The sequence below is a fragment of the Xanthomarina gelatinilytica genome, from assembly GCF_000348685.1.
In the GTDB taxonomy this organism is placed as follows: domain Bacteria; phylum Bacteroidota; class Bacteroidia; order Flavobacteriales; family Flavobacteriaceae; genus Xanthomarina; species Xanthomarina gelatinilytica.
This window is the reverse complement of record NZ_ANLA01000020.1, coordinates 48,799-72,937: the sequence shown is the minus strand read 5'-3', so window position 1 is coordinate 72,937 and position 24,139 is coordinate 48,799. Positions and strand designations below refer to the sequence as shown.

The window sequence follows — 24,139 nt, the reverse complement described above, 5'->3', positions numbered from 1 at the left end:
TTTTTAACTAAACAACTAGTTATTAAAAGACTATGGATTTTTGTACCAATCCAATTGTATCACTTCTATGTCTTTGTTCCCTTTGTTTACAAGTGATTTAAATTTTTCTACATCACTAAAACCCTCGGTTCCTCTGTAATGATATGGATAAACTTGTTTAGGTTTAAAATCCAAAACTGCACTGGCTGCACTTTCAACGGTCATGGTGTAAGGCAAATTCATACAAACAAATGCCATATCTATATCCTTTAATTGTCTCATTTCAGGAATGTCTTCAGTATCACCAGAGATATAAACACGTTTGCCTCCAAATTCTACAATATAACCATTGCCACGACCTTTAGGATGGTACTGTAAAGCGTCTTCCCTTAAATTATACATAGGAACCGAATATACTACCACATCCAAACCAGTTTTTGTGTAATCTACTTTGGCATTATTTCTTACAGCAAACATGTTGTATTGCAAAGGTTCAGGTATTTTAATGGCTACATCTGGAGGCACTATGGGCTGGGCAGAATCTGTCATGACACTTTTAAAAGTTTCCAAATCGAAGTGGTCTCCATGAATGTCTGTAATTAAAATAACACTTGGTGGTTTTTCATCTTTATATAACTCTGCGCCACCAACAGGATCTACATAAATTACAATGTCTTCGTGTTCTAAGATAAAACTTGCATGGTTAATGGGCTTTACAGTAATATCTGAAATGGTTTTTTTATTTACAATTTCAGCAACCGTGTCCGTTTGCACTCGTTCCTCTTTCAATTTGGATGTCTGTTTGTCAGATTTACAACTAAATGATAAACACGTTACAATGCATAAAGTTAATATAGTGAGTTTCTGTTTCATTTGAAATACGGTATTTAAAATATAAAATTATTAAAAATTGGCAACTAACTGAATTTTTTCATCAAATCTTCAACCACCAATGCAATTTGTTTGTTCTTGGCTTTATGTTCCAAACGAATGGCAGGCGCCTGACGTACCTGGCAATCTTTTATATTACATCGTTCGCAAGTGACACCTACATCCATTTGCTGGATATTTGCATGTTCTAAAAAAGCTAGTTTTCTCAGTAATTGTTTGTCTATCAACAAACCCAATGCGATGCTTCTAAAATGGCCTTCTTTAAAAGGGTCTTTTGTAGCAGAAGAGAACACCAAATATCGCATATCATCGCTTGGATAATTTGATATTTGCATATTGAAAATATGTTCTTTTTGTGTATTGCTTATTTCTTTTAAAACCTTTAAAGACACCCAGCGCCTGCAATAATGTTCGTTGGATTCGTTGGCATGTGGAGAGTGTTGATGCGATAAATGCAATTCTTTTTTAAGATGAAACCTTTCGGTTCCTGCACGATGTGTAAACCTTAAAAAAAACAGGTTTTGAATGTTGAATTCTTTTGGTAAAATATTGGTTAAACGTTGATAAAACGATTCTGGCGACGCATTAAAAGATTGAATGATATCTAAAAACAGAGTTTCATCAAATGCTTTTTTAGCAAAAAGCTTATGGAGTTTTTCTGAAATGGATGCTTTAGGTAAAATTAAGGCACCAGCAAAATAAGAGGCATAAAAATTATTTAGGACTTGATCGAAATTTTCAAATTTAATCCATGAAAAGGTATACAGTCGTTCCTTGAATTCCAGATAATTATAAGCTAGTTCTTTAGCATAAATGAAGGTCTTTTGTGCTTCGTCCATTCTACTTGCTAAAAGCAATGTTTTTGTATTGGGTACGTAAACAGAACGTAAATTGTCCAGTTCTTGATGTTTGTCAAGTTCTGTTTGGTTCATGGTATAGCCAAATTCTTCAATAAGGATTTCTTCCAATTCGTGTGAAGTAATTGGTTTTGTTAAATCAATTTGATAGGCTTTGGCGAAGGTAACAACACTTTGTTCTATTTCATCAAAATAGTTGTTGTTGGCTTCTTGGAAAGAACGAACGGAAGCCAAATAAAAACTCTCACGGCTAAAGTTATAATTTTGGGCAATTTCTATGATGGTGCTAATAAATGCATTTACCTTGGCAGGAGCATTGGCTACAATATCAATTAAATTGCTTTCCTTGATGCCAAATAGTTCAAGAGGGATTTCCTTAAGTATTTTAGATTGAAGAATCTCACCTATGGGAGCTAAGTTCTTATCCAGCTTTAAAGAAACCATTTGGTCGTATGGAACATCCAATTTTTCTGAAAGGATGGCAATTTTATCGGGTTTGGGATATTTTTTCCCTTTTTCAATTTCGTTTAAATACGATTTTGATAAGCCTGATAGCTTGGAAAGCCCAAAAAGAGATAAGTTTCTTTCGGTTCGTTTTTGTTTTAATTTTAAACCAAAGATGAGTTTAATATAGTCTTCTTCCATGATTACAAAGATAGCTTTTTATGCGAACGTTCGTTTTTCGAAATCACTTATAGCATTATAGCTTTAAAGTCATTTTAATATCGCTTCGCTTATACGGACTGTTCTCTTCAACAGGTACTTCATTAAAACCAAACTTTCTGTAAATATAAATGGCATTTTCAAGTTTTCTGTTGGAGTAGAGTATAAGCTCTTTAAAAGCATGTTTTCTTGAAAATTCCAAGCAATGCTGCATTAAATGTTGTCCAATTTTAAGGCCACGATATTTTGGAGCCACAGCCATTTTGGTCAATTCATAAACAGCTGTTTTAGTGGTTGGCATTAAAGCTACAGTACCAATAATGGTATCTTTCATTTTTACAAAAAAAATATGTCCGCCAGGTTCTATTATATACTTTTTGGGTTTGCTTAGCACCTCCTCGTCAAAAGGTTCCACATAAAAATAAGTTTGCAACCATTCTTTGTTTAGAGAGTAAAAATCTTTGGAATATGCTTTTTGGAATGGAATAATGTCAATGTGCATTGGCTCTTAAGAAATCTGTAATTAAATAAGTAATAAGTTTGCCTACCTGTGATTCTGTTTCTGGTGTTGGTGCAGCTTCGCAAATGTGCAGATAGGTTGCGTTGGGATCCTTGCCAAAATATGAAACAAAACGTCTGGTGTCATTAACACTAAACCCAGTAGGTGTCATAGCGCTACTAGGAATGTTTTGTATGGCGTCACAATCTATTTCTATTCCAAAAGGATGGTCTGACACATGATGGAGAGCTTTGGACATTTCTGCTTTAAATTTCACTTCTTTTCTTATAAATAAGGATTCAAAGGTATTGTAAGCAATGTTTTTAAGGTTATCCAAGGTTTTAAACACATCCATGGAGGTGTAATTTTCATGCAATCCAAATATGAAATACTTTCTTAAAAACCCTTCAGAATAAGCATATTTAAATCCATTGCCACTGTGTCTGCCTTCTTCTTTTCTAAAATCTGTATGTGCATCAAAGTTAACCACGTTTACACGTGCGTTTAAAGCTAAAGAAGTTCCTTTTAGGTTACCATATGCATTGTTGTGACCGCCACCAATGATAATGGGTTTTTTTCCGGCTTTAACAATTTTGTAAATAATATCTGAAACCTCAGCATCTATTTTAGAAACCATTTTTCGGGCTTTTAAAACGTCTTTAGGATGATTTTGGTCCAATAAGGATAATTTTTTTAAAAGCGAATCGAAGTTTAAATGACCTAGTACCAGGACTCTATCTGCGTGGGTAAATGTGTTGGCTTGAATATTTAACAAAATTTTAATTGTAGCATCCCAAGCAGCTGAAGTCCCTGATTTTCCGTAGTTTGCGAAAACCCCTACATCTTCAGGGACTCCAAGAATTACATAATCAACGTCCAAACTTTTAATATCCTCGTATATATTGGAAATGTCGGTTAACATTTTAATATGTTCACCAAATTTGGATTCGGCTGGTCTTTTTTTAAGCAGCTTTTTTAAAGTTGAAGGATTAAATAAAACAAGTTTGTCTTCCATTTTGGCTAGATATTAAAGAAGTTAAAATTACATTTTTTTAGACAAAAAAAACTAAAACCGGAATTAAATTAAAAACAACAAACACAAATAACAATGGAAAACAACAAAAATAACAACATGGGTTTAAAAGTGGCTTTGGGCATTGCCTTGGTACTTTTTTTAGGAGCTGCTTTTTATTCTTTCAACCTGTTAAAAGATAAGAAAGAAACAGAAGCACAATTAATAGAGGAAAAACAATTGGTCATGAAAGACTTAAGTAATATGGCCAAGCAATACGATATTGTAATAGGAGACAATGAAATTGCCAATAAAAATTTAGTTGAAGCCAAAGCTAGAATTCAAGGTTTAATTGATTCGTTACAAATTTCTGAAACCAATGTAAAAAGCTTGTGGAGATACAAGTCCAAATACCTAGCCTTACAAAAAGAAATGGATGTATTGTTAACAGAAAACGATAAGTTAAAAATTGAAAATTCCTTATTAGCTACATCTTTGGATAGTACAAGGGTTCGATTGGAAGAGCGTACCATGTTTACAGATTCATTAATGGTTCAAAATACAGCTTTAGCAGAAGTTGTTGAAAATGCAGCTGTATTAACCACAGTTGGTTTAAAAGGCTATGGTGTTATAGAAAGATCTTCAGGGAAATTGATTCCAACAGAAAGAGCTGGACGTTCCGATAAAATTAGAGTATGCTATACTGTTGCCAAGAACGCTTTGGTTCAACCAGGAGAGCAAGAACTTTATGTTCAGGTTATTGATCCTAAAAACAACACCTTGGGTGTAAACGAACAAGTTCAATTTGGAGAAAAGACACTTAATTACAGTTTGGTAAGCAAATTTAATTACGAAAATGCAAACTTAAATATTTGTGAATTTGTGACTCCAAATGCTGATGGTTTTGAAAAAGGCCGTTATACCGTTAACGTTTTCAATGAAAAGGACTTGGTGTCAACTTCAGAATTCACTTTAAAATAACAAGTAGTTATCATTAGTTAATATCCATAGAACTAATAATGACAAAAACCCGAAAGTTTAAGCTTTCGGGTTTTTTTATATCAATTAAGGGTATTTTAATAAATTAAACCATTAATAATTACCTGCTCAATATGGTTCTCGCCAAAGGCATAAGGCATAAAGGCATAGCTTGGTATTTCTTTGGTAATTATTAGGTTGGCTTTTTTCCCTTTGGTAATGCTACCATACATATTACTTATTCCCATGGCATAAGCACCATTAATGGTAGCAGCATTTATGGCTTCTTCTGGTGTCATTTTCATTTTAATACAAGCTGTACTAACTACAAAGTTCATATTGCCACTTGGTGTGGAACCAGGATTGTAATCTGTTGCCAAAGCCAATGGTAGTCCAGCATCAATAAGTTGTCTGCCAGGTGTATAAGGAATGCTTAAAAAGTAGGAGCAGGATGGTAAGGCCACTGGCATGGTATCACTGTTTTTAAGTACTTCAATATCTTCTTGGTCCATTTGCTCTAAGTGATCTACGGAAAGCGCCTGATATTTAACACCCATTCCTACACCACCAAAGGCATTAAACTGGTTGACATGTATTTTAGGAATCAAGCCATGTTCTCTTCCTGTCTTTAAAATACGCTCTGTATCTTCCAGGTCAAAATATCCTTTCTCACAAAACACATCTATGTAGTTTGCTAGTTTTTCGTTGGCTACTTCTGGGATCATTTTATTCACAACCAAATCCACAAAAGCTGTTTTGTTGTTTTTATAGGCCTTAGGTACAGCATGAGCTGCTAATAAAGTAGCCCTTACTTTTACTGGGAATTCCTTTTTCAATCTTTTTATAACACGAAGCATTTTTAGTTCAGCTTCAAGGGTCAACCCGTAACCGGATTTTATCTCAATGGCTCCAGTACCTAACTTGATGACATTTTTTAAGCGTTTGGCCGATTGTTGATATAAGTCTTCCTCAGTGGTGTTTTGAAGTTTTTCGGCAGAATTTAAAATGCCTCCACCACGATTGGCAATGTCTTCATAACTCAATCCGTTGATTCTATCAACAAATTCCTGTTCCCTGTTGCCAGCATATACTATATGTGTGTGAGAATCGCACCAGGTAGGAAGTACTATTTTTCCTGAAGCATCAATTATTTTATCGGCTTCTAAGTTTTGAATATCATCCATGGAGCCATAATCTACAATTGTATCGTGTTCAATAAGCAAGTAGGCATTTTTAATACTGGGAAGCACACGCATGTCTTTTCCTTTTACTACTGAAATATGTGACTCCCTAACTTGAAGAAGTTCTTTGATGTTTTTAATTAATAGTGACAAAATGTTATGTTTTTTTCAAAGTTCCGTAATTTTTTACTGATAAAAAAAAAACGCTATCAAGAAAAGATGATAGCGTTTCATGGTTTAGTTGAAAAAAGTCTATTTTTTCACAAACTTATAGCTTGTATTCAATTGATCCAATTTTAAGATGTAGATGCCGTTTTGAAGTTTGGAAACATCTAACCCTTTATTGGTGTTTACTGTTTTACTTAAGATTTTCTTTCCTAAAATATCATATACAGAAACCCTTTCTGTATTTGATGTTAAACCTTTAAAATAAATTCTATTGGAAGTAGGGTTAGGGTAGATACTTACAGTATTTAATTTGAACTCTTGAGTGCCAATTAAATTTAAATTATTTTCAATCCATTTTAAAGTACCATCTTGATAACCTAATGTAGCAAAATCTATGTCACCATCATTGTCAAAATCGTTTATGGTAAAGTTATACACTTGGTTATGTAAAGTGTTGTTTGTTATTATAGTTTCAGCTCCTAAACCACCAAAGGCATCGCTTTCAAACCAAAACATATCGTCATTTTGATTGAGGCCATCTGCTGCAACTATATCATTATATCCATCGTTGTTTAAATCTGTAACAAAAGCAATTGATGGATATTGATGAGAACTTACTGGTACTTCAGTAAAATTCCCGGCTCCATCGTTTTGATAATAAGCAATTTCATGACCAGATAAATCAACTTTAACAATGTCCATAAAAGAATCATCATTTACATCACCAAAATCCAGACCAAACAAATACGTGTTTCCAGTAGAGATATCTCCACCTGCAGATTCTGTAAAACTAACAGGGTTATTATCTGTTAATGGATTGTAATTGTTGTAATACAATTCAACAGTACCAGCATCTGTATTGGCAACCACAATATCTAAATCGGTATCTCCATCTACATCTGCAATGTCAATATTTCCACAGCCTAAACCTGCAGTGGCTGGAACAACATCTTGTTCTGTCCAAGGTAAACCATCGTTAGCAAACCAAATGACCCTGTCTGTATCTCCACTGGCTCCATATACAGATAATACGATGTCCAGTGTAGCATCAGAATCTATATAACCTGTAACAATGGTTCCAGGAGTATCCAAGGAGCTTGAAATGATTGCTTCGTCTGCAAAAGTACCATCTCCATTGTTGGCATACCAAACTAATTTACTCCCACCACTTGATGATGCCAAAACATCATTACCATTTATTCCATCAATATCTGCAATATGAACACCACTTACCAGACTTAAATTTTTTATGATTGGTGCTGCAAAAGTTCCATCTTCATTATTGATATAAATTTCTACAGTATTTCCCGATTGTGTGCCTACTGCTAAATCTGGATAGGCTCCTGGGTTTAAATGTCCGGAGTCAATGACATACGGATTAGAACCTGTTGGTCCAACAGTATGGATTGCAAAGCCTTCCTCTTGACTAAATCCTGCAAAAATTATTGCATTAAAACTAAGGAAAGTAAGTAATATTTTTTTCATATTCTTGGTTGGTTATGTTGGTGCTAATATACTGATTTTATTTTATTTAGAGTTTATTTTATACTACCAACCATATCTTCAGGTCTTACCCAAGCATCATATTCCTCAGCAGTAACATAACCTAAATTAATAGCTTCTTCCTTTAAAGTGGTGCCATTTTTATGTGCTGTATTTGCAATTTCAGCAGCTTTGTAATAACCTATTTTGGTGTTTAAAGCTGTTACTAGCATTAACGAATTGTTTAACAGTTGTTTGATAACTTCGTGATTTGGTTCGATACCAATGGCACAATGTTCGTTAAAACTCACGCAGGCATCACCTAAAAGCTGAGCAGATTGCAGCACATTTGCAGCCATCATAGGTTTAAATACATTTAATTCATAGTGACCTTGAGTGCCACCTATTGTCACTGCAACATCATTACCCATAACTTGGGCACAAACCATGGTTAAGGCCTCACATTGAGTTGGATTAACTTTACCTGGCATGATAGAACTTCCAGGTTCGTTTGCCGGAATTATAATTTCACCAATTCCAGAGCGAGGTCCAGAAGCCATCATTCTAATATCGTTGGCAATTTTATTTAAAGAAACAGCCAATTGTTTTAAGGCTCCATGTGTTTCTACCAATGCATCGTGAGCAGCCAAAGCTTCAAATTTATTTTCGGCTGTAACAAAAGGTAAGTTGGTGAATTTTGCGATATATTCTGCTACCAATTCAGCATAACCTTCTGGCGTGTTTAAACCCGTACCAACTGCTGTTCCTCCCAATGCCAGTTCAGACAGGTGTGGCAAGGTGTTTTGTAGGGCTTTTAAGCCATGATCCAACTGTGACACATATCCGGAAAACTCTTGTCCCAACGTTAAAGGTGTCGCATCCATTAAATGGGTTCTACCTATTTTCACCACATTTTTAAATTCAATGGACTTGGTATGGAATGTGTTTCTTAATTGGATGACACCATGAATGGTGTGTTCTACAATTTTTTTATAGGCTGCAATGTGCATGCCAGTAGGAAAGGTATCGTTAGATGATTGTGATTTATTTACATCGTCGTTTGGTTGAATGGTTTTGTCTCCTTCACCAATAACTTTTCCTGCAAGTTGATGTGCTCTATTTGCTATCACTTCGTTAACGTTCATGTTACTCTGTGTGCCAGATCCCGTTTGCCAGATAACCAAAGGAAATTGGTCGTCGTGTTTACCTTCCAGGATTTCATCACAAACTTGAGCGATTAAATCGCGCTTGTCTTCAGAAAGAACCCCTAAGTCGCAATTGGTATATGCAGCAGCTTTTTTTAAATACGCAAACCCATATACTATTTCTAATGGCATGGAAGCTGGAGCTCCAATTTTAAAATTATTTCTAGAGCGCTCTGTTTGAGCTCCCCAAAGTTTGTCAGCAGGCACTTTTACTTCGCCCATGGTATCTTTTTCTATTCTAAAATTCATGATTGTAATAAAATTAAATGTCCCACAAAATTACGATTTTATGACTAAATTAGTTAAGAGTTAAAGAGTTATTTGTAAGAAAATATTCAATTAGGATGTTCATCTTGAGTTAAAAAAACTAATTTTATGTAATAAATAGAATAAAACATGCCTATACAATCCAAAGACACTGATAAAATAAGTTTACGCGAAGCCATTTCCATTGGCATTGGAGGAATGGTTGGTGGAGGTATTTTTGCTGTTTTGGGTTTGGCAGTGTCATTAGCTCAAGGAGGAACACCAATAGCTTTCTTTTTTGCAGGAATTATTGCCAGTCTCACTGCTTACAGTTATTCCAAATTATCATTGGCTTTTCCCGATAGAGGAGGGACAGTTAAATTTATAAATCAAGGTTTTGGAAAAACGGTGTTCAGTGGCACCATTAACAATTTGTTATGGGTAAGTTATATAGTAATGTTATCGCTATATGCATCTGCTTTTGGGTCTTATGCTCCCAATCTATATCAGCTTACAGGTAAAACCTCAATGGACTCCCATATTTATTTAAGTGCAATTATTGTTTTGGCAACTGTTATTAATTATTACAGTATATCTTTAGTTAGTAAAATTGAATCATTTGCTGTTATTGTTAAGCTTATTATTTTGTTGGCATTTGTAGGAATTGGCGTTTACGGTTTGTTTGGAAACCCAAATTTGGAGCAACTTGCTATATCCAATTGGGAAAGTCCGTTGCTGCTTTTAACTGGAGGCATGGTTATTTTTGTGGCTTATGAAGGGTTTGAATTAATTGCAAATGCAGCGCCAGATATAGTAAATCCAGAAAAGAATGTTTCTAAAGCCTATAACTATTCGGTATGGTTTGTGGTATTTTTATATGTCATTATCGCTATTGTAACAGTAGGTTCGTTGCCTTTTAAAACCATTGCAAAGGCTGAAGATTATGTTTTGGCTGAAGCAGCGAAACCCATGCTTGGACAAGTTGGGTTTACTATTATGACCATAGCAGCATTAATTTCAACTTTCTCTGCCATAAATGCTTCGCTTTATGGTGGAAGTAGGGTAAGTTTTGGAGTGGCTCAAGACGATGAACTACCTCACCATTTAACAAGTACATTGTGGAACAAACCCATTGGATTGTTAATTACTGCAGTTTTAACCTTGTTAATAGCAAACACCTTAGAGCTTGAAAGCATATCAACTGCTGGAAGTGCAGGGTTTTTATTGATTTTTGCCATAGTGAATTATGTGGCATTTAAGCTTTCCAAACAAATTAGTGGAAAAAGAATCATTTCATTGTTTGGTTTTTTAATGTGTGCAATTGCTTTTATAACCTTATTGATTCAGCAATACACTTCTAATTTTGTGGGTGTTATTGTAATCCTATCTATTATATTATGTTGTTTTGTTATAGAATATGTGTATAAAAAACATGTCTCTTAATAAAACACTTAATAAAGATGTTAATAAATCTTAATTTTACTGTTGTGTAAAAAAACCTTTTCATGTATCTTTGCGATAGTTAATTTAAAAAAGAAATTTTCATCATGTTCGAATTTGACCAATACTTAGGATTTATAGCATTTTTAACCATATTAACAATTGGTTTTTGGTTAATGATATTTTTATTAACGTTTGTAATCCCTTATTGGATTGGTGGCGCATTCATTGAGCGTATGAAAGAAATTAAAGAAGAGAAAAAAGCAAAACGTGAATTAAATTAATTTTGTTTTTAACATATAAATAAAAAGGAAGCCAATTGGCTTCCTTTTTTTATGGGTTGCATTTTGAAGATCTTAACCTTCAAAATCCATATCGTCTCCACCATAACCATTACGTTGTTGACGTTTCTTTTGTTGATTGAATCTGTAGGTAAAGGATAGATTGATACTACGTTCTCTCCATTGAAACTCTGAAGTTCCCGTATATGTAGGAGTTGTAGTGTCCATAGTACGTTTTCTACTATTCAATAAATCGCTTACGTTAAGTGCTATAGAAGCATTCTCGTTGAAAATATCTCTACTAAAAGCCATGTTTGCAGAAAATACACCTTCTCTTTTGTTTTGGGCATCTTCTGATGGTCCTCTATAGTTTAAACTTGTTTGCCATTCTATTTTTCCTGGAAGGGTATATTTATTATTTAATCTGGCAAACCAGCTGGTATTATCGTTGTCAAGAGACAAGCCGTTTGGGTCTGTACCTGTGATGGATTGTCTAAATATATTGAAGTTGGCATTGATATTCCATTTACGTATAGGGTTATAGGTAAGCGTAAATTCAAATCCGTATCTGTCTTCTTCGGCCAAGTTAATTGGTGTACGCTCAATTACAGAAAATGTTTGGCCATTTACATCCACTGTTTCCCCAGTATCAAAACTTATAAAACTAAAGGCATCTGTTGTATGTTGGTAATAAGCCGAAGTATTTAAAGAGACTTTACCAAATTTTTTATAATAACCCAAATCAAATAATCCTGAATAACTTGGAGCCAGCTCTGGATTTCCTCTAAAAATACTGGTTACACTGGATCTAGAAGGGAATGGATTGATAAACCAAGATCTTGGTCTTTGAATACGTCTGCTATAACCTAAAGTTACATTTTCATTTTCACTTAACTCATAGCTTAAGTTTACTGTAGGGAATAAACCAGTATAGTCGTTTTTACTGTAATCCCCACTTGTAGGTTGATCTACAGTAATACGTGTGCTTTCCAAACGAAGTCCCAATAAATAAGAAAATTTACTTCCTACTTTACTACCAAATTGTGAATACGCTGAATTTACATATTCACGATAGTTTAAAAAGTTGGAAAGTCCTGTGCTTAACTCAAACTCATTGGTGGTTTCATTTAAAAACTCTACAGTATAATCTGTATCTTGGTCGTTAAAATTACCACGATATCCTAACTCAAACTGGCTTTTTTCTCCAATAGGTAAAACATAGTCAGCTTGAAGTAAAATGCGGCTTTGGTCTTCAAGTGTAGCAACTTTTTCTGTATTTATTCCTTCTTGTAATACTTTAGAAAATTCATCTTCCGAATTATCTTCATATTGAAAATCCATGGTTAATTTATGGCCACCATCGTCAAAATTCTTAGTAAAGTTTACGGAATACTGAAGAACGTTGTCTGTTTCCTCTTCTGGATCGAAACGATTGCTTTGAGATTCAAACTGTTGATTTTCATCCAAGTAAATTAATGTATTGGTGGTGTTGCTTTCATTGTCACCATTTCTGTAAGAAACGGCACCAGTTAATGAGGCCGAATCCGTAATATACCATTCCACACCAAAGTTGGTGCTCAAACCTTTTCTAACACGGTCGTAATCATTTGTTTCATCTGAATAAGTATCTAAATTATCTACTATTAAATTGCCATTATCATCAAATTCTTTATTGAAAAATTGAGTGTAAGATGAAGAGTTTCCTGGTACTTCCCTGTAATCGTAACTGGTAGTGTTAAATATGTTTAAATCTCCCGTTCTGTAATTGATATTTCCTGAAATTCCAGCAGATTTTGGCCAACCTACATTGGTGGTTATAGCACCATTTAAACCTTGCAGTTTGCTTCGACGTAAAATAATATTTAAAATTCCAGCCGTTCCTTCGGCATCATATCTGGCAGAAGGAGAGGTAATAACTTCAACACGTTCTATGGACTCTGCAGGTAACTGACGTAAAGCGTCTGTGGAATTGATGCCAACCAAACCAGAAGGTTTTCCATTTATTAAAATCCTTACGTTTTCATTACCTCTTAAGGCCACATTACCTTCCACATCTACTGAAACAGAAGGCACGTTGTCTAAAACATCACTAACGGTTCCACCACGAACTGTTAAATCCTTTCCAACATTATATATTTTTTTATCAAGTTTTATTTCAACAGTTGTTTTTTCTGCAATGATTTCAATTTCATCCAAGGCTTCGGTATCTGCCTCCAAATTTAAAGTCCCTAAGTTTTTATCGGTTGAAAGCTTTTGGTCTGGAATGGTTTGTTTTTTAAATGAAATAAATTCAATGGAGATATCATAAGTGCCACTTGGTACAGGAATGCTGAAATTTCCAGCTTCATTGGTAATGCCTCCAGTAACAATTCTGTTTTCAGCTTTGCTAAAAAAAGCAACTGTTGCATATTCCAAGGGTTGACCTGTAGTTTTGTCAATGACTTTACCTGTAATGGTAACATCTTTTTGGGCTTGCATGGTCGCAAATGATAAAAATGTAAAAAGAAAGGAAAATAAAATTTTGTTCATGATTGTGTTTTTGCAATGTAAGACTGCAAAAATAGAATTTGGTTTAGTGGTGTTTGGTTAAAAGTTTGTTAAATAAAAAAAGCTTCAAAAACCAAGGTGTTTGAAGCTTTAATGACTTTAAATAATTTCTAAAATTTTTTCAGGAGGTCTACCTATTACAGCTTTGGAGCCATTTATTACAATGGGTCTTTCTATAAGTTTTGGAAATGAAACCATGGCTTCAATAAGTTGCTCTTGGGTTAAATTTTTGCCTTTAAAGTTTTCTTTCCAAGCAGCTTCATTTTTTCTAATTAAATCTTCGGCTGGAATATTTAAAAGATTTATAAGCTGTTTTAGTTCTTCTTTTGTTGGAGTGTTTTCCAAATAAGCAATAATCTCAAAGTTTTTACCAGATTCTTTAATAATTTCCAATCCATTTCTGGATTTGCTGCATCTGGGATTGTGATAAATTTTAATCATAGTTATAAGGTTTTTTCTTCGGTTTTTTGTCCCATCATCATCAAGTAGGCTTTTAAAAAAGGCTCTATATGTCCATCCATAACAGCATCTACATTACCAGTTTCGTGTCCAGAACGTACATCTTTGACCAATTTATAAGGGTGCATGACATAGTTTCTTATTTGGCTTCCCCATTCAATTTTCATTTTTTCAGATTCAATGTCTTCACGTTGTGCCATTTGTTTGCTGAGCTCAATTTCGTATAGTTGAGATTTCAACATTTGTAAGGCACGTGCTCTGTTATCGTGTTGCGAACGGGTTTCAGAACAGGAAATTTGAATCCCAGTAGGTTTGTGGGTTAACTGTACTTTGGTTTCCACTTTATTCACGTTTTGTCCACCAGCTCCACTGGAACGTGCTGTGGTAATTTCAATATCTGCCGGATTGATCTCAATTTCAATGGTATCGTCCACCAAAGGATATACATACACTGAAGCAAAACTGGTATGTCTTTTGGCATTGCTATCAAAAGGGGAAATGCGCACCAATCTATGAACGCCGTTTTCTCCTTTAAGCCAACCAAAGGCATAGTCGCCTTCTATTTCCAAGGTAACCGTTTTAATGCCAGCAACATCTCCTTCTTGATAGTTGAGCTCTTTAACTTTAAAACCACTTTTTTCGGCATACATTAAATACATGCGCATAAGCATACTTGCCCAGTCGCAGCTTTCGGTTCCGCCAGCTCCAGCCGTAATTTGCAGGACAGCACTTAAACTGTCTCCTTCTTCAGAAAGCATGTTTTTAAACTCCAAATCCTCAATCAATTCAGTAGCTTTCTCAAAGCAGGTGTCTAAATCTTCCTGTGTGGATTCGCCTTCTTTAAAAAATTCGTAAATGATTTCAAGTTCTTCAACTTGGGATTTGGCTTTATTGAAATCTTCAACCCATTTTTTTTTGGTTCTAAGGGATTTCATCACAATTTCAGCAGCTGTGGAATCGTTCCAAAACGTAGGGGAAAATGTTTGTTCTTCTTCGTTCTGGATTTCTATAAGTTTGGCATCTATGTCAAAGATATTGTCTAAGCGCACTTAGACGTTTGTTTAGATCTTTAATTTGATCGGAAGTAATCATAGTTAAATTTTGTTTCCACAAAAATAAAATTAAAAACTGGCAGATAAAATATAACTTGATTTAATTTTATAGTTTTATACTTTAATTTTTTTTATGACTATAGATTTAAGAAGTGATACGGTTACCAAGCCAACAAAAGACATGTTGGAAGCTATGATGCAAGCCAAGGTTGGTGACGATGTGTATAAAGAAGACCCAACGGTAAATGTGCTTGAAGAGCGCCTTGCCAAAATGTTCGGTAAGCCCAAGGCCTTGTTTTTTCCTACTGGAACCATGGCAAACCAAACAGCCATAAAACTGCATACCAATCCAGGAGATCAAGTTATTTGTGATAAAGACGCTCATATTTATAATTATGAAGGTGGAGGCGCATCTTTTAACAGTGGTGTTTCCTGCAAGCTTCTTCAAGGACATAGAGGCATGTTTACGGCAGAACAGGTTGTTGAAGCCCTAAATCCACCAGACTTTTACCACAGTCCCTTAACAGCATTGGTAGAAGTTGAAAACACGGCCAACAGAGGAGGAGGGTCTTGTTGGGATTTCGAGGAGTTGAAAAAGATAAAATCGGTTTGCGATACAAATAATTTAGGGTATCATTTAGATGGTGCAAGAATATGGAATGCCTTGGTTTCCAAACCAGAAACAGCTACAGATTACGGGAAATTGTTCGATACCATTTCTGTATGCTTAAGTAAAGGATTGGGGTGTCCCATAGGCTCTGTGTTAATTGGAGATGAAGCCCTTATGCAACATGCCATTAGAATAAGAAAAATCCTTGGTGGAGGCATGAGGCAAGTGGGTTATTTGGCTGCTGCAGGTTTGTATGCTTTGGACAATAATATCCACAGATTGGTTGATGACCATAACAAAGCCAAAGAAATAGGCGAGGTTTTAAATGGTTTGACTTTTATTAAAAAAGTAGAACCCGTTGAAACCAACATCATTATTTTTGAATTACGGCAAAAAACAGACGAAACTAAATTTTTGCGTTTGCTTGAGGCCAATAATATTCGATTAAGTGGTATGGGACAAGGAAAGTTGCGAATTGTAACACATTTGGATTATACAGATGCTATGCATGACAGGTTTTTAAGTGTTTTGAGAGGTTTGAAGTTATAAGTGTTTAATTTAAAGGTTGATGATTCAGAATTTAATATTGCTTTTGACTTTTTTGTTGTTTCAGGATAATATTATTGAAAAAGATTTCTTGTTGTACCATCAAGAATTTATTCAAGTCGAAGAACTTATAGTACAAGAAAATTTTCAAAATGCTGAAACCCTATTAAACGACCTGCTTACTTATTATAAGCCAGCATTTGCAAAGGATTATGTTATTGCAGCAGAAATTTCTTTAATAAACAAAAACAAATCCAAAGCAATTAATTGGATGCGTGAAGCATTTAAGCATGGCGTAAAAATAAAATGCCTTAAAGAAATCACTATTTTCAAGGAACTATTAAATATTTCTGATTGGCTGAAATTGGAGAAAGAATTTAATGATCTATATGCAGAATACCAATCAAATATTAGTATTGGTAAATCGAAGACCTTTCATAGAAATTACCAAAAAGAACAAGAAAGCAAAAGTAGTAAAACCTATAAAGGGATAGTTTATTCAAACTTCTTTAAAATAAAGGAAAGTGTAGATAAAAATGAATATCCTGGTGAAAATCTAATAGGTATTGATAATTCTAATGATGCTCCCAAAATAAACGATTGTGAATTGGATAATGCCAAGATAACTGCAACACTTCTACATTACGATTATCCAATTAACGAGTTGACCGAAGAAAAATTAGTAACTGCCATAAAATCTGGAGCATTACATCCCAGAGAGTTTGCAATAATTTACGCTTTTCAGAATGGTAGAGTTTCGGTTTTATATCAAGAAAGTGGTAAAACACGAACAAAACTCTCGAATTATCAATTTAATTTTTCGTTTGGTAAGCATTGTACAGATTTTAAAAAAGTAAATGCAGATCGTTCAAAATTTGGGATTTGTTCTTATGAAACAGATAAAAAGAAACCTATAATTGAAGAAAAATATGGTATTAAATTAAAGTTTGGTTATAGATAGATAATCAACAAAAAAGCATCAGAATTCTGATGCTTTTTTGTTGCATGTGAAAAAATATCTTTTTTTAAGCTGTTTTATCTTCAATTCCAGCATTTGGCGCATTGGTTTTAACCGATTCTATGCCATTTTCCATTCCAGATTCTGAAGCGTACATTTGGCTGCTTCCTATAATTTGTCCGTTTCCAGCTTTTATATTAAAATGGAATTTTCCGTTGGAAGCTGTTTTTCTTTCAAACTTCGCGTCGTCGCCACAATTGGTTTTAACAGATTCTATACCGTTTTTTGCACCAGATTTATCGGAATAACCCTGACTGGACAGGATAACTTGACCGTTTTTGGCTTTTAGGTTAAAATAATACTTTTGGTTGTTTTCACTTTGAAATAATTCGAACATAGCGTTAAAAATTAAAATTAATTCTTAAAAATAAGGATTTTATAAAAAAGTATGACTTTTATTGCCCTCAAATTGTTAGTTAAAAATTCTTTGAGTTTGAACCAAAAGCCCTTTTACTTAAACATATCCATTCCCGGAATATTTGGCATGCCATCTTTTGCCACTGCAGCTATTTCAGATTCGTTTACTTGCGTAGCTCTTTCAATGGCTTTGTTTAGTGTAAGTATCAGGTAGTCTTCCAACTCTTCCTTGTCCTGCAACAAACTTTCATCCACTTTAATGGATTTAATGGTTCTGTTGGCTGTTAAAGTGACTGTTAATTTTTTGTCGCTACTGCTTTCATCAATTAAAACCGTATCCAATCGTTTTTTGGTTTCTTCTACTTTTTTTTGGGTTTCCTTAAGTTTTCCCATCATTCCCATGAGATCTCCAAACATAATTTTATATTTTATTAATTTAATTACAAAGCTATTTAATTTTCATATTTTTGGCACTTATAATTCAGTTAAAAATTTTTCACTTTTGAAAAACAAAATATTCCCTCCAAAGGCAAAAAAAATTCCTAAGACCCTTGTTGCGCATGACGATGTTAGAATAGACAATTACTATTGGTTAAATGATAGGGAAAACCAAGAAGTATTGGATTATTTGCACGCCGAAAACAAGTATACCAAACAGATGATGAAACACACAGAAGCGTTTCAGGAAAAGTTGTTTGAAGAAATGAAAGCCAGAATCAAAGAAGACGACCAGTCCGTTCCTTATAAGTTTAATGGATATTGGTATATAACTAGATTCGAAAAAGGGAAGGATTACCCTATTTATTCCAGAAAAAAGGAAACCTTGGAGGCTCCTGAAGAATTGTTGTTTGACTGCAATGAAATGGCCAAAAACCATGCTTATTTTAAATTGGGCAGTATCTCCATTAGTCCAGATAACAGCTTGGCAGCTTTTTCAACAGACACAGTTAGCAGGAGGCAATACATTATTCAGGTTAAAAACCTAATTACTGGTGAAATCTATCCTGAAAAAATTAAAAATACCACAGGAAGTGTAACTTGGGCCAACGACAACCAAACCCTTTTTTATTCCCGTAAAGATAAGGTAACGCTTCGTTCCAACAGTATTTGTAAACACAAATTGCATACTAAAGTAACTGAAGATGTGGAAGTATATCATGAGGAAGACGAGACTTTTAACACCTTTGTATATAAAACCAAATCCAGAAAATATATAGTGATTGGGTCTTCAAGCACCTTAACCTCCGAGTACCGGATTTTAAATGCCGATACACCAAACGAAGCCTTTAAAATATTTAGCAAAAGGGAAAGAGGTGTAGAGTACTCCATTGCACATTACGAAAACCATTTTTATGTGCTTACAAACAAGGATGGTGCAGTAAATTTTGAACTTAAAAAAACAACCGAGACTCATACAGAAAGTAGTAATTGGCAAGACTTACTGCCACATAGGAAAGACGTACTTTTGGAGGATATAGAAATTTTTAAAGACTATTTGGTTGTAAGTGAACGGGAACAAGGTTTAAATAAACTTCGAATCATGAGTTGGGATGGAAAAGAAGATTACTATCTACCTTTTGAAAGCGAAACATATACAGCTTACACGGGCAACAACCCAGATTTTGATAGTGAGTTTTTAAGATATACCTATAATTCCCTAACAACACCAAGTTCGGTTATAGATTATCATTTTAAAACCAAAACCAAGGAACTGAAAAAAGAACAAGAGGTTTTGGATAAAAATTTTAAGAAAGAAAATTACGCTTCAGAAAGAATTTGGGTGACTGCAAGAGACGGTGTAAAGGTACCTGTATCTTTGGTTTACAGAAAAGATTTAAAACAAGAGTCGGGCAATCCACTCATGTTATATGCTTATGGGTCTTATGGGTCAACCATAGATCCATATTTTTCAACCGTTAGGCTAAGTTTGTTGGATAGAGGTTTTATCTATGCCATAGCACATGTTAGAGGAGGGGAATATCTGGGTCGCGATTGGTATGAAAACGGAAAATTATTGTCCAAAATGAACACCTATTACGATTATATAGATTGTTCAAAGTATCTAATTGCAAACAATTATACTTCAGAAAAACATTTATATGCTTATGGTGGTTCGGCTGGAGGTCTTTTAATGGGAGTTATTATCAATTTGAATCCTGAACTCTATAATGGTGTGTTGGCTGTAGTGCCTTTTGTGGATGTGGTTACAACCATGTTGGACGATACCATTCCTTTAACTACTGGAGAATATGATGAATGGGGAAATCCAAACGATAAAGCTTATTACGAGTATATGAAATCTTATTCCCCTTATGATAATGTGAAAGCGCAGGATTATCCTCATTTATTGGTAACTACGGGACTTCACGATTCCCAAGTGCAATATTGGGAGCCTGCCAAATGGGTTGCAAAATTACGTGACCTGAAAACCGACTCTAACAGGTTATTGCTGTATACAGATATGGATACGGGTCATGGAGGCGCATCTGGACGATTTGAAAGCTTAAAGGAGGTCGCTTTGGAATACGCTTTTATATTGGATTTGGAAGGAATTACTTGTTAGTTAAAAAAAATATGTATTTTTGCAAGGTTTTAGGTTGCTTTAATATTTAGTTGCCAAAAAATAACATGTATGAAAAAAAATAAACAAGTTTTTAATAATGTTTTAGAATTGGTAGGCAACACGCCTCTAATTAAACTAAATAAAATCACCTCTTCTTTAAAAGGAAACTATTTTGCTAAAATAGAATCTTTCAATCCAGGACACTCTTCAAAAGACAGGATAGCTCTTTATATCATTGAAGAAGCAGAAAGAAAAGGGATTTTAAAACCTGGAGACACCATTATTGAAACAACTTCCGGAAACACTGGTTTCAGTATCGCTATGGTTAGCGTCATTAAAGGATATAAATGTATTCTTGCCGTAAGTTCTAAATCTTCGGCAGATAAGATAGACATGCTTAAAACCATGGGAGCCCAAGTATATGTGTGCCCAGCTCATGTCTCTGCAGACGATCCAAGATCGTATTACGAGGTTGCCAAACGCTTACATAGGGAAACAGAAGGTTCTGTTTACATCAATCAATATTTCAATGAATTGAATATAGATGCCCATTACCATACTACAGGACCAGAGATCTGGAACCAAACTGAAGGTAAAATTACCCATTTGGTAGCTTGTAGTGGAACAGGAGGAACAATTTCCGGCATTGCAAAATACTTAAAAGAACAAAATAAAGATGTTCAGGTTATTGGTGTGGATGCTTATGGATCTGTCATAAAAAAATATCATGAAACCCATGAGTTTGATGAAAAAGAGATTTATCCTTACAGAATTGAAGGTCTGGGAAAAAATCTAATTCCTACTGCTACAGATTTTGATATTATAGATCAATTCATAAAAGTTACAGACGAAGAAAGTGCCCATACAGCCAGAGAGATAGCCAAAACCGAAGGTTTGTTTGTAGGTTATACTTCAGGAGCAGCCATGCAAGCTCTAAAACAGCTAAACGAAGAAGGCACATTTAATGAGAACTCCAATGTTGTGGTTGTATTTCCTGACCATGGCTCACGTTATATGAGTAAAATATACAGCGATTCCTGGATGAATGAACAAGGCTTTTTTGATAGTCAACATGAGCAGGAAGAAACAGCTCAAAGTATACAATATATTAAATAACTACCATTTAAAGCATGTTACTGAATTAAGTAACATGTTTTTGTTAATAATAGTGTGAAAAAAGATTATGTATTAAGCATTTAAATATCTAATTTTGCGCCATTAAATCATGATTAATAGCTTATATGAAAGACTTATTCGATAAAATTTATAGAGATAAAGGACCACTTGGAAAATGGGCATCACAAGCAGAAGGCTACTTTGTGTTTCCTAAACTGGAAGGTCAAATCTCAAACAGAATGAAGTTTCAAGGAAAAGATGTCATTACTTGGAGCATCAATGATTACTTAGGTTTAGCAAATCATCCTGAAGTTCGAAAAACAGATGCAGAAGCTGCTGTAGCTTATGGTTCTGCCTATCCAATGGGAGCTAGAATGATGTCTGGACATACAGATTTACATGAAAAATTACAAAATGAATTGGCAGCTTTTGTAAACAAGGAAGCAGCCTATTTATTAAATTTTGGTTACCAAGGAATGGTTTCCACTATTGATGCCTTGGTTGCAAAAGACGATATAATTGTTTACGATGTAGATGCTCATGCCTGCATTATAGATGGTGTGCGTTTGCATATGGGAAAACGCTTTACCTATAAGCACAACGATATTGAAAGTTTAGAAAAAAACCTTGAAAGAGCCACTAAAATGGCTGAACAAACTGGTGGTGGGATTTTAGTGATTTCCGAAGGTGTGTTTGGGATGCGTGGTGAGCAAGGACGCTTAAAAGAAATAGTTGAACTTAAAAAGAAATTCAACTTCAGGTTTTTAGTGGACGATGCCCATGGTTTTGGAACCCTAGGTAAAACAGGCGCTGGAGCAGGTGAGGAACAAGGCGTTCAAGATGGTATTGATGTATACTTTGCCACTTTTGCAAAATCCTTGGCAAGTACAGGAGCTTTTATTGCTGCCGATAAAGAAATTATTGACTTTTTAAAATATAACTTGCGTTCGCAAATGTTTGCAAAATCCTTGCAAATGCAATTGGTAGTAGGAGCTTTAAAGCGTTTGGAAATGCTTAAAACCATGCCAGAACTTAAAAATAAACTTTGGGAAAACACCAATGCACTTCAATCTGGTTTAAAGAAAAGAGGTTTTGATATTGGGACCACACAAAGTTGCGTAACACCTGTTTACTTAAAAGGAAGCATTCCTGAAGCTATGGCTTTGGTAAGGGATTTAAGAGAAAATTATGGTATTTTCTGTTCTATTGTAGTATATCCTGTAATACCAAAAGGATTGATTTTACTGCGTTTAATTCCTACTGCAACTCATACCTTGGAAGACGTAAACGAAACCTTGGATGCTTTTGATGGCATTAGGGAACGTTTGGAAAATGGTACCTATAAAAGGCTGTCTGCTTCTGTAGCTGCTGCCATGGACAAATAGAATATCTAACTGTTTATATATAAAATCCGATAGTGTTTTTGCTATCGGATTTTTTTATTGAATATGTTTTCATAATACTATAAGCACATATGTTACTTTTCAAATGTCATATAGGATGTTGGTGCTTCTGGAATATGGGCATGAAGATTTTGAATTTCAAATTTTGATTCATCAATAATATAAAATTCAAGTTCACTAGAATACATACTATTACTTATTGGCGTAAGTTTTATGGTATTGTCTTTCAATTCATAAAAAAACTTAGTCTGACTTACATGTCCAGGTTCAGATTTAATAACGATCTTGCCTAATTCAAATCTTAATTGAGTACGACCATTAACAGGTGAAGTTTCTGTATATGTTCCAATTAAAATGTCATTGTCATCATCATCGTTACTACATGATGTATAAACACCTAATAAGATAAGTAAACAGATGAGTTTTAGGTTTTTCATAATAAAATTTAAAAAATCGATTTCAAGACTACAACTCCTTTTTAAAGGTTTTTCGTCTCTTAATAATTTCACAATCAAAATCCTTCCATATTTGTTGCGATGCCAAATTATTGGCTAACTCTGGCAACCGGATACAAGTCTCTATGCGATTCTTTTTTAAAGTCTCATAAAATTCTTTAAAAATTATGGCAGTAACACCTTTGTTTTGGTAATGTGGCTCAACACCAATTAGGTAAAACAATACGGTTTTGCTGTTCTTTTTGGCTTTTAACAATTTTAAAAAACCAAAAGGAAACAGTTTGCCATTTACTTCCTGCAAGGCTTCTGAAAAGGATGGCAACACTATGGAAAATGCGACCATATTGTCGTTTTCATCAAAAACAAATTTAATGTATTCCGGATTGATAAAATTGATAAATTTCTGTTTGAAATAATCCCTTTGTGCATCAGAAACAGGAACAAAAGTAGAGAGTTTGGAATAGGATTTATTGAACAAATCGAACATGCTGTCTATATGTGGAACAATCTCTTTTGTTTTGGTAAATTTGCTTGGTCTAAGTTTAAAACGTTTGGTAATAATCTCGTTTACCCTTGTAAAGCGTTCCACGGGAATGTTTTTAAAAAGAAATTTACTTTCTATATATTCTTTTTCAGGTAAATAGCCTAGCTGTTCAAAATGTGTGATATAATAAGGATGATTGTACCAGGTTGCCATGGTTCCTATATGATCAAACCCATAGGTTAAAGCTCCATTTTTGTCTAAATTTGAAAAACCGACGGGACCTTCAACAAATTCCAATTGATGGGATTTTCCAATTTCTACCACTTTATCCAATAATGTTTTGGAGACCTCCAAATTATCAATGGTATCAAACCAACCAAAACGCATTTTTTTTACATTTTGTTCATTGATTTCAGTCCAATTTACAATGGCAGCCACACGGCCAACTAAGTTGTTGTCTTTATAGGCAAGGAAAAAATGGGCATCAGCATGCAAGAAAGCTGGATTTTTATCCGCACTTAGCGTTGCCACTTCATCTGAAATAATAGGAGGAACCCAGTATTTGGAGTTTTTGTATAATTGAAAAGGAAAGGTTACAAATGCTTTTAACTCCTTTTTGTTTTTTACTTCTTTTAGTGTAATCATAG

Annotated in this window: 22 protein-coding genes; 8 read left to right on the top strand and 14 right to left on the bottom strand. The window is 34.4% G+C overall.

Annotated features, from left to right (window positions below; all coding sequences use genetic code 11):
- Positions 1-30: 30 nt before the first annotated feature.
- The 4 genes from D778_RS12305 to D778_RS12290 form a co-directional block, all read right to left on the bottom strand.
- The gene (locus tag D778_RS12305) at positions 31-768 is read right to left on the bottom strand and encodes an MBL fold metallo-hydrolase (RefSeq protein WP_007651199.1); all 738 of its coding nucleotides are present in this window, start codon (positions 766-768) and stop codon (positions 31-33) included.
- Between the two features lie 128 nt (positions 769-896).
- Positions 897-2,372, bottom strand: a complete 1,476-nt coding sequence (locus D778_RS12300; protein WP_007651198.1) for a helix-turn-helix domain-containing protein — start codon at positions 2,370-2,372, stop codon at positions 897-899.
- 55 nt (positions 2,373-2,427) lie between these two features.
- Entirely contained in the window at positions 2,428-2,892 is a 465-nt protein-coding gene (locus tag D778_RS12295) for a GNAT family N-acetyltransferase (RefSeq protein WP_007651197.1), read from the bottom strand.
- A complete protein-coding gene (locus tag D778_RS12290; RefSeq protein WP_007651196.1) occupies positions 2,882-3,904 on the bottom strand; it encodes a formimidoylglutamase in 1,023 nt (340 codons plus the stop codon). Before D778_RS12290 ends, D778_RS12295 begins: the two co-directional genes overlap by 11 nt.
- A gap of 93 nt (positions 3,905-3,997) precedes the next feature.
- Here D778_RS12290 and D778_RS12285 point away from each other — a divergent pair, with 93 nt between their 5' ends.
- On the top strand, positions 3,998-4,882 hold the full coding sequence (locus D778_RS12285) for a hypothetical protein (RefSeq protein WP_007651195.1): 885 nt from the start codon (positions 3,998-4,000) through the stop codon (positions 4,880-4,882).
- 95 nt (positions 4,883-4,977) lie between these two features.
- On the opposite strand, the gene hutI is transcribed toward D778_RS12285, so the two are convergent.
- The 3 genes from hutI to fumC all read right to left on the bottom strand — a co-directional run bounded on the left by hutI (position 4,978) and on the right by fumC (position 9,164).
- Entirely contained in the window at positions 4,978-6,213 is a 1,236-nt protein-coding gene (hutI, locus tag D778_RS12280) for an imidazolonepropionase (protein WP_007651192.1), read from the bottom strand.
- Positions 6,214-6,312: 99 nt separating this feature from the next.
- Positions 6,313-7,713 carry an FG-GAP repeat domain-containing protein gene (locus tag D778_RS12275; RefSeq protein ID WP_007651190.1) on the bottom strand — a complete coding sequence of 467 codons (1,401 nt, stop codon included), beginning with the start codon at positions 7,711-7,713 and terminating at the stop codon, positions 6,313-6,315.
- Between the two features lie 53 nt (positions 7,714-7,766).
- Positions 7,767-9,164, bottom strand: coding sequence for a class II fumarate hydratase (gene fumC, locus D778_RS12270; RefSeq protein ID WP_040492409.1), 1,398 nt, complete (start codon positions 9,162-9,164; stop codon positions 7,767-7,769).
- Between the two features lie 147 nt (positions 9,165-9,311).
- Here fumC and D778_RS12265 point away from each other — a divergent pair, with 147 nt between their 5' ends.
- Together D778_RS12265 and D778_RS14705 are read left to right on the top strand one after the other, a co-directional pair.
- The gene (locus D778_RS12265) at positions 9,312-10,604 is read left to right on the top strand and encodes an APC family permease (RefSeq protein ID WP_007651188.1); all 1,293 of its coding nucleotides are present in this window, start codon (positions 9,312-9,314) and stop codon (positions 10,602-10,604) included.
- 104 nt (positions 10,605-10,708) lie between these two features.
- Positions 10,709-10,885, top strand: coding sequence for a hypothetical protein (locus tag D778_RS14705; protein ID WP_007651187.1), 177 nt, complete (start codon positions 10,709-10,711; stop codon positions 10,883-10,885).
- 72 nt (positions 10,886-10,957) lie between these two features.
- On the opposite strand, the gene D778_RS12255 is transcribed toward D778_RS14705, so the two are convergent.
- From D778_RS12255 to prfB, 3 genes are all read right to left on the bottom strand, one after another.
- Positions 10,958-13,411 carry a TonB-dependent receptor gene (locus tag D778_RS12255; RefSeq protein WP_040492407.1) on the bottom strand — a complete coding sequence of 818 codons (2,454 nt, stop codon included), beginning with the start codon at positions 13,409-13,411 and terminating at the stop codon, positions 10,958-10,960.
- A gap of 117 nt (positions 13,412-13,528) precedes the next feature.
- Positions 13,529-13,870, bottom strand: coding sequence for an arsenate reductase (glutaredoxin) (arsC, locus tag D778_RS12250; RefSeq protein WP_007651184.1), 342 nt, complete (start codon positions 13,868-13,870; stop codon positions 13,529-13,531).
- Positions 13,871-13,872: 2 nt separating this feature from the next.
- A protein-coding gene (gene prfB, locus D778_RS12245; protein ID WP_155949956.1) for a peptide chain release factor 2 occupies positions 13,873-14,980 on the bottom strand; the annotation gives its coding sequence in 2 pieces (ribosomal slippage) (positions 13,873-14,916 and positions 14,918-14,980; 1,107 coding nt in all).
- A 93-nt stretch (positions 14,981-15,073) separates the two neighbouring features.
- On the opposite strand from prfB, the gene D778_RS12240 reads away from it, so the two are divergent.
- Positions 15,074-16,099, top strand: a complete 1,026-nt coding sequence (locus D778_RS12240) for a threonine aldolase family protein (protein ID WP_007651176.1) — start codon at positions 15,074-15,076, stop codon at positions 16,097-16,099.
- 19 nt (positions 16,100-16,118) lie between these two features.
- Entirely contained in the window at positions 16,119-17,057 is a 939-nt protein-coding gene (locus D778_RS12235; protein ID WP_007651175.1) for a hypothetical protein, read from the top strand.
- A 64-nt stretch (positions 17,058-17,121) separates the two neighbouring features.
- Here D778_RS12235 and D778_RS12230 read toward each other — a convergent pair whose 3' ends face one another.
- Together D778_RS12230 and D778_RS12225 are read right to left on the bottom strand one after the other, a co-directional pair.
- Positions 17,122-17,451: a YegP family protein gene (locus tag D778_RS12230; RefSeq protein WP_007651174.1), complete on the bottom strand. Its 330-nt coding sequence runs from the start codon at positions 17,449-17,451 to the stop codon at positions 17,122-17,124.
- A gap of 113 nt (positions 17,452-17,564) precedes the next feature.
- Positions 17,565-17,888 carry a YbaB/EbfC family nucleoid-associated protein gene (locus tag D778_RS12225; protein WP_007651173.1) on the bottom strand — a complete coding sequence of 108 codons (324 nt, stop codon included), beginning with the start codon at positions 17,886-17,888 and terminating at the stop codon, positions 17,565-17,567.
- 85 nt (positions 17,889-17,973) lie between these two features.
- Here D778_RS12225 and D778_RS12220 point away from each other — a divergent pair, with 85 nt between their 5' ends.
- From D778_RS12220 to D778_RS12210, 3 genes are all read left to right on the top strand, one after another.
- The gene (locus tag D778_RS12220; RefSeq protein WP_007651172.1) at positions 17,974-20,034 is read left to right on the top strand and encodes a S9 family peptidase; all 2,061 of its coding nucleotides are present in this window, start codon (positions 17,974-17,976) and stop codon (positions 20,032-20,034) included.
- Between the two features lie 69 nt (positions 20,035-20,103).
- A complete protein-coding gene (locus D778_RS12215) occupies positions 20,104-21,150 on the top strand; it encodes a PLP-dependent cysteine synthase family protein (protein WP_007651171.1) in 1,047 nt (348 codons plus the stop codon).
- A gap of 125 nt (positions 21,151-21,275) precedes the next feature.
- Entirely contained in the window at positions 21,276-22,535 is a 1,260-nt protein-coding gene (locus tag D778_RS12210) for an aminotransferase class I/II-fold pyridoxal phosphate-dependent enzyme (protein WP_007651169.1), read from the top strand.
- Between the two features lie 92 nt (positions 22,536-22,627).
- Here D778_RS12210 and D778_RS12205 read toward each other — a convergent pair whose 3' ends face one another.
- Both D778_RS12205 and D778_RS12200 read right to left on the bottom strand, forming a co-directional pair.
- Complete coding sequence (locus tag D778_RS12205) at positions 22,628-22,990, bottom strand: hypothetical protein (protein ID WP_040492406.1); 363 nt, start codon at positions 22,988-22,990, stop codon at positions 22,628-22,630.
- A gap of 28 nt (positions 22,991-23,018) precedes the next feature.
- Positions 23,019-24,137: a hypothetical protein gene (locus tag D778_RS12200; protein ID WP_007651166.1), complete on the bottom strand. Its 1,119-nt coding sequence runs from the start codon at positions 24,135-24,137 to the stop codon at positions 23,019-23,021.
- Positions 24,138-24,139: the final 2 nt, after the last annotated feature.